At 47.9% G+C, this 6,151-nt stretch carries 4 protein-coding genes; all 4 read left to right on the top strand.

The genetic code is table 11. The features are described 5' to 3' along the window. Nucleotides 1-562 precede the first annotated feature (562 nt). The 4 genes from KTR07_RS18370 (at nt 563) to KTR07_RS18355 (ending at nt 6,151) form a co-directional block, all read left to right on the top strand. Nucleotides 563-1,435: an electron transfer flavoprotein subunit beta/FixA family protein gene (locus KTR07_RS18370; protein WP_008763252.1), complete on the top strand. Its 873-nt coding sequence runs from the start codon at nt 563-565 to the stop codon at nt 1,433-1,435. Between the two features lie 2 nt (nt 1,436-1,437). Next, nucleotides 1,438-2,457 carry an electron transfer flavoprotein subunit alpha/FixB family protein gene (locus tag KTR07_RS18365; protein ID WP_008763251.1) on the top strand — a complete coding sequence of 340 codons (1,020 nt, stop codon included), beginning with the start codon at nt 1,438-1,440 and terminating at the stop codon, nt 2,455-2,457. Nucleotides 2,458-2,463: 6 nt separating this feature from the next. Further along, nucleotides 2,464-4,170 carry an acyl-CoA dehydrogenase family protein gene (locus tag KTR07_RS18360; protein ID WP_008763249.1) on the top strand — a complete coding sequence of 569 codons (1,707 nt, stop codon included), beginning with the start codon at nt 2,464-2,466 and terminating at the stop codon, nt 4,168-4,170. 220 nt (nt 4,171-4,390) lie between these two features. Further along, entirely contained in the window at nt 4,391-6,151 is a 1,761-nt protein-coding gene (locus KTR07_RS18355) for a rhomboid family intramembrane serine protease (RefSeq protein ID WP_011107994.1), read from the top strand.

Genomic DNA, 6,151 nt, shown 5'->3' with positions numbered 1-6,151 from the left:
AATATTTCATCTTTATTTTCGATTTTTGAAGTGTCAACTTATTCAGTACACTACAGTTTCATCGCATGGAAACCAACTAGACTAAGGCATTCCTGAAATCGCCTGTATATAGAATAAAAACAAGAGCCGCCATCCCTTGTTACTTTACCTGCTTTTTATCCGTTGTCCCTCCTATCACGTTGTGACGGCAACTTCTTCCGTCACACTGCTGTCACCACTTGCTGTCACCAGATGAATCATTTATAGTCAGACAGTTACCCTTCGAACGGTGACGGTGACAGATGTTTTTATAAAAAACAATTCCTATGGTAGTGTCTCTTTTCCCCATTCCCATCCCCCTTCTCCCCCAAACTGCCATAGGACTATGGCTAACCTCATAAACTTGCCCTTATTTGCTCAAAAAACTTAATAATGTGCATTTTTTACTCGGTTTTCTTGTCAGAACCAAGTGTTTGAGTAAATTTGCACGCTGATAGTTAACCGGATAGTTTGGATAGCAAGATTATTACTACTTGACTACTGGCTGCTAATGTGTAGAAATACTAATACTAAAATTAATAGCATGAGTTTGAAAATTGTTGTATTGGCAAAACAAGTTCCCGACACACGTAACGTTGGGAAAGATGCCATGAAAGCCGACGGAACTATTAACCGTGCGGCACTCCCTGCCATCTTCAACCCCGAAGACCTGAATGCCCTTGAGCAAGCTCTTCGTCTGAAAGATGCTCACCCAGGCTCTACCGTAACCATTCTGACAATGGGACCGGGACGCGCTGCTGATATTATTCGTGAAGGACTTTTCCGTGGTGCCGATAATGGTTATTTGCTAACTGACCGCGCTTTTGCCGGTGCAGATACGCTGGCTACAAGCTACGCTCTGGCAACTGCTATCCGCAAAATCGGTGAGTGCGACATTATAATCGGCGGTCGTCAGGCTATCGACGGTGATACGGCACAGGTAGGTCCGCAGGTGGCAGAAAAACTTGGTTTGACGCAAATCACATACGCTGAAGAGATTCTGGAAGTAGGTGACGGCAAAATCAAAGTGAAACGTCACATCGACGGTGGCGTTGAAACGGTAGAAGGCCCGCTGCCCATCGTTATCACAGTCAACGGTTCGGCTGCTCCCTGCCGCCCGCGTAACGCCAAGCTGGTACAGAAGTACAAACACGCCAAAACCGTTACGGAAAAACAACAAGGTAACCTCGACTATACCGACCTGTATGACAAGCGCGATTACCTCAACCTGCCCGAATGGAGCGTAGCCGACGTTAACGGCGACCTCGCCCAATGCGGTCTGTCCGGTTCGCCTACGAAAGTAAAAGCCATCCAGAACATCGTGTTCCAGGCCAAAGAGAGCAAAACCATCAGCGGCAGCGACCGTGATGTGGAAGAACTGATTGTTGAACTGTTAGCTAACCATACCATCGGATAATCATGAATAACTTATTTGTATATTGCGAAATAGAAGAAGGCATCGTCGCAGACGTCAGCCTGGAACTTCTGACAAAAGGTCGTTCGTTGGCTAACGAACTCAACTGCCAACTCGAAGCAGTAGTTGCCGGCACCGGCCTCAAAGAAATTGAAAAGCAAATCCTTCCTTACGGAGTAGACAAACTCCACGTTTTCGACGCTGAAGGACTCTATCCTTATACTTCACTTCCTCACACCTCCATCCTCGTAAACCTCTTCAAAGAAGAACAGCCGCAAATCTGTCTGATGGGTGCTACCGTTATCGGTCGTGACCTCGGCCCACGTGTTTCTTCAGCTTTGACCAGCGGTTTGACTGCCGACTGTACATCCCTTGAAATCGGTGACCACGAAGATAAGAAAGAAGGAAAAGTTTATAAGAACCTGTTGTACCAAATCCGTCCGGCATTCGGCGGTAACATCGTTGCAACCATCGTCAACCCCGAACACCGCCCACAGATGGCAACCGTTCGCGAAGGCGTGATGAAGAAAGAAATCGTTTCTCCGGCTTATCAGGGAGAAGTGATCCGCCACGACGTGAAGAAGTACGTAGCCGACACAGACTATGTGGTCAAAGTAATCGAACGCCACGTAGAAAAAGCGAAGAACAACCTGAAAGGCTCTCCGATCATCATTGCCGGTGGTTACGGAGTAGGTTCGAAAGAAAACTTCGACCTGCTGTTCAGCCTGGCAAAGGAACTTCACGCCGAAGTAGGTGCAAGCCGTGCCGCTGTTGACGCAGGTTTTGCAGAACACGACCGCCAGATTGGTCAGACAGGTGTAACGGTTCGTCCGAAACTCTACATTGCTTGTGGTATCTCAGGACAAATCCAGCATATCGCCGGTATGCAGGAAAGTGGTATTATCATCTCTATCAACAACGATCCGGATGCTCCGATCAACACGATTGCAGACTATGTAATCAACGGAACCATCGAAGAAGTTGTGCCGAAGATGATTAAGTATTATAAACAGAATAGCAAGTAAAGAAAGATGGCTAATTTTTACACAGAAATACCGGAACTCAAGTATCACTTGAACAATCCGATGATGAAACGTATTTGCGAACTTAAAGAACGCAACTACAGAGATAAAGATGAATTCGACTACGCTCCTCTGGATTTTGAGGACGCACTGGACTCTTACGATAAAGTATTGGAGATCACCGGAGAAATAACAGGCGAAATTATCAATGCAAACGCTGAAGGTGTTGACGAAGAAGGTCCACACTGTGCCAACGGACGGGTAGAATACGCTTCCGGCACTAAAGAAAATCTGGACGCGATGGTCAAAGCCGGTCTGAACGGAATGACAATGCCACGTCGTTTCGGCGGGCTGAACTTCCCGATCACTCCATACACCATGTGTGCCGAGATCGTTGCTGCCGCCGATGCAGGTTTCGGAAATATCTGGTCTTTGCAGGACTGTATCGAAACACTGTATGAATTCGGTAATGCCGACCAGCACAGCCGCTTCATCCCCCGTGTATGTCAGGGTGAAACCATGTCTATGGACCTGACCGAACCGGATGCAGGTTCCGACCTTCAGGCAGTGATGCTGAAAGCTACTTACAGCGAAAAAGACGGTTGTTGGCTGCTGAACGGTGTGAAACGTTTCATCACCAACGGCGATGCAGATATCCATCTAGTACTTGCCCGTTCGGAAGAAGGAACGAGAGACGGTCGCGGTCTGTCCATGTTCATCTATGACAAGCGTCAGGGTGGTGTGGATGTACGCCGTATCGAACACAAGCTGGGTATCCACGGTTCTCCTACCTGCGAATTGGTTTACAAGAATGCCAAAGCCGAACTTTGCGGTGACCGCAAACTCGGTCTGATCAAATATGTAATGGCATTGATGAACGGTGCCCGTCTGGGTATCGCCGCACAATCTGTAGGATTGAGCCAGGCTGCTTACAATGAAGGACTGGCCTATGCCAAAGACCGCAAGCAGTTCGGAAAAGCAATCATCGACTTCCCTGCCGTGTATGACATGCTCGCCATTATGAAAGGTAAGCTGGATGCCGGCCGTGCGCTGCTTTATCAGACAGCCCGCTACGTAGACATCTACAAAGCACTGGACGACATCTCACGCGAACGCAAGCTGACTCCGGAAGAACGTCTGGAACAGAAGAAATACGCAAAGTTAGCCGACAGTTTCACTCCGCTTGCCAAAGGTATGAACTCCGAATATGCGAATCAGAACGCTTACGACTGTATACAGATTCACGGAGGCTCGGGCTTCATGATGGAATATGCCTGCCAGCGCATCTACCGCGACGCACGTATCACCAGCATCTACGAAGGTACCACCCAGTTGCAGACTGTAGCCGCTATCCGCTATGTAACCAACGGTTCTTACCTTGCTACGATCCGCGAATTCGAAACAGTACCTTGTTCACCGGAAATGGAACCGCTGATGTCACGTCTGAAGAAGATGGCAGACCTGTTCGAAGCCAGCACCAACGCCGTTAAAGAAGCACAGGATCAGGAACTGCTCGACTTCACAGCCCGCAGACTGATGGAAATGGCTGCCGATATCATCATGTGCCACCTGCTGATTCAGGACGCAAGCAAGGCTGCCGACCTGTTCTCCAAATCTGCACATGTATATCTGAACTTTGCTGAAGCGGAAGTTACGAAGCATACCAACTTTATCAAAAATATGGATAAAGAAGACCTTGCTTTCTACAAAAAGTAACCCTAAAAGGGTGACTAACGATAAAAGCATCCCTTCCAACGAAGCGGATGCTTTTTTTGTCCTCTTCTTTCCAAAAGGAACTTACTAAATCTCAAAGTATTAGTATTCTCGTTGTCCGCATAAATATCCCCCTCCCATTTACCCTCTATTTCATTATTATTCTGTACTTTTGTACAAAAAGAGAGTAATATCAATCTACGACTTAATAAAAGAGAGAAATATGGCGTTTAGACTCAGACCTTTACACGAGGATAAGCTACATTTTGCAGATTTATCAAATACACAAATTCTGATACTGGCACTCGAAGCGTCTCAGAAACTTGAATGGAATATCGAAGGAATCGCTCTTCGTGAAGTCATATTTTATGTTCCAATGGGTATGCGTTCCCAAGGAGAAGAAGTGACTTTCACCATCGAAGAAGGAAACAGCGGTGAAATATCCGTCCGCAGTCAATGCGCCTCCGTACAACTGGTAGATTATGGCAAAAATCGCAAGAATATCCAAAAACTACAGGAAACGATGGAAGAGATTAAATCTGCTCTGACACCGGAGGAACTGGCACAAAAAGCCAACGAACTGGAAGAAGAACTCACCCGCCCGCTGACGGAAGAAGAACGGAGGCTTCAGGCAGAAAGCGAAAAAGAGTCGTCTTTCATCCATTTCTTTATCCCCCGGAAAGGATTCATCGCGACACCGGTTCTGATAGACATCAATATCCTTGTCTTCATACTGATGGCAGCTACCGGAGCGGGAATTCTGGAACCTTCCACACTGGCCTTGCTGAACTGGGGCGCCGACTTCGGTCCGCTCACCCTGACCGGTGACTGGTGGCGTGCCGTGACCTGCAACTTTGTGCATATCGGCGCTTTCCATCTGCTGATGAATATGTACGCCTTTATATATATAGGTATCTGGCTGGAACATCTGATAGGTACGCGTCGTATGTTCGTCTCTTATCTGCTGACAGGACTCTGTTCGGCTGTCTTCAGCCTCTATATGCATGCGGAAACGATCAGTACCGGAGCTTCCGGATCGATCTTCGGACTCTACGGTATCTTTCTGGCTTTCCTGCTGTTCCACCGCATCGAGAGGTCGCAGCGGAAGGCTTTGCTGACCAGTATTCTTATCTTCGTAGGCTACAATCTCATCTACGGCATACGGGCCGGAGTAGACAATGCCGCACACATCGGCGGTTTACTCAGCGGATTCCTTTTGGGATTCATCTATGTATTCGGCGAACGGATGAAGAAGCCCGAAGCCGGAAGAACGGTTTCCATCATCGGAGAACTGATCATCTTCAGTGTCTTCCTGTTCAGCTTCCTTGCACTCTGCCGCAATATCCCCTCGACGTATCAGGAAATACGTAACGAATGGAAAAGCGGACTTGTAGAAGCCTATTATAAGGAACAGGAAGAAGAACAGAAAAAAAGCGCCAGCCGCCCGGTGACCGGCAGTCCCCGGAAATCTTCCACTTCCGAACAGTTCCCGTATACTCCCATGTCGGATGAGGATACGTGGCTTTCATGCTATGATGCTGTATCAAAGTTCAGTTGCCAGTATCCTACCAACTGGTACAAGATAACCGGCACGAAAGCGCCGACTCCCGATTCGGAGCCTCCCCTGCTGAAACTCGTCAATGGCGGCAGTCAGCTGACCGTGACCAGCAACAGCTATGATACGCAGGATGAGTTCGAACGTATGAAGAAGCTGCTCCTCACCCTCCCCCGAAATGAGGAAGGAAAGCCCTCGGAGGATTACAAGCAGAGCAAAGTCAACATCAACGGCCTGCCTATGACGAAGACGACCAATCCTTTGCGGATCGGCCACCCCGACGAAAAAGGAGAAGAAATGCAACAAACCGTATTATTGTACTTTCAGGAGAATAAGAGAAGAGTCTTTGCCATCGTCATGCTGGTTGCGGACGAAAAGGCTCAGGCTGATCTGGACGCAATCACGTCCAGTATTCAAATCGAAAAATAA

The sequence above is a fragment of the Bacteroides sp. MSK.20.82 genome (assembly GCF_019052485.1).
GTDB classification, from domain to species: Bacteria; Bacteroidota; Bacteroidia; order Bacteroidales; family Bacteroidaceae; genus Bacteroides; species Bacteroides thetaiotaomicron.
The sequence above is the reverse complement of the archived record's forward strand: the minus strand, read 5'-3'. Positions and strand labels throughout refer to the sequence as shown.

Coding starts and splice junctions, on each gene's coding strand:
- KTR07_RS18370 (WP_008763252.1), top strand. CDS start 563: ATGAGTTTGAAAATTGTTGTATTGGCAAAACAAGTTCCCGACACACGT.
- KTR07_RS18365 (WP_008763251.1), top strand. CDS start 1,438: ATGAATAACTTATTTGTATATTGCGAAATAGAAGAAGGCATCGTCGCA.
- KTR07_RS18360 (WP_008763249.1), top strand. CDS start 2,464: ATGGCTAATTTTTACACAGAAATACCGGAACTCAAGTATCACTTGAAC.
- KTR07_RS18355 (WP_011107994.1), top strand. CDS start 4,391: ATGGCGTTTAGACTCAGACCTTTACACGAGGATAAGCTACATTTTGCA.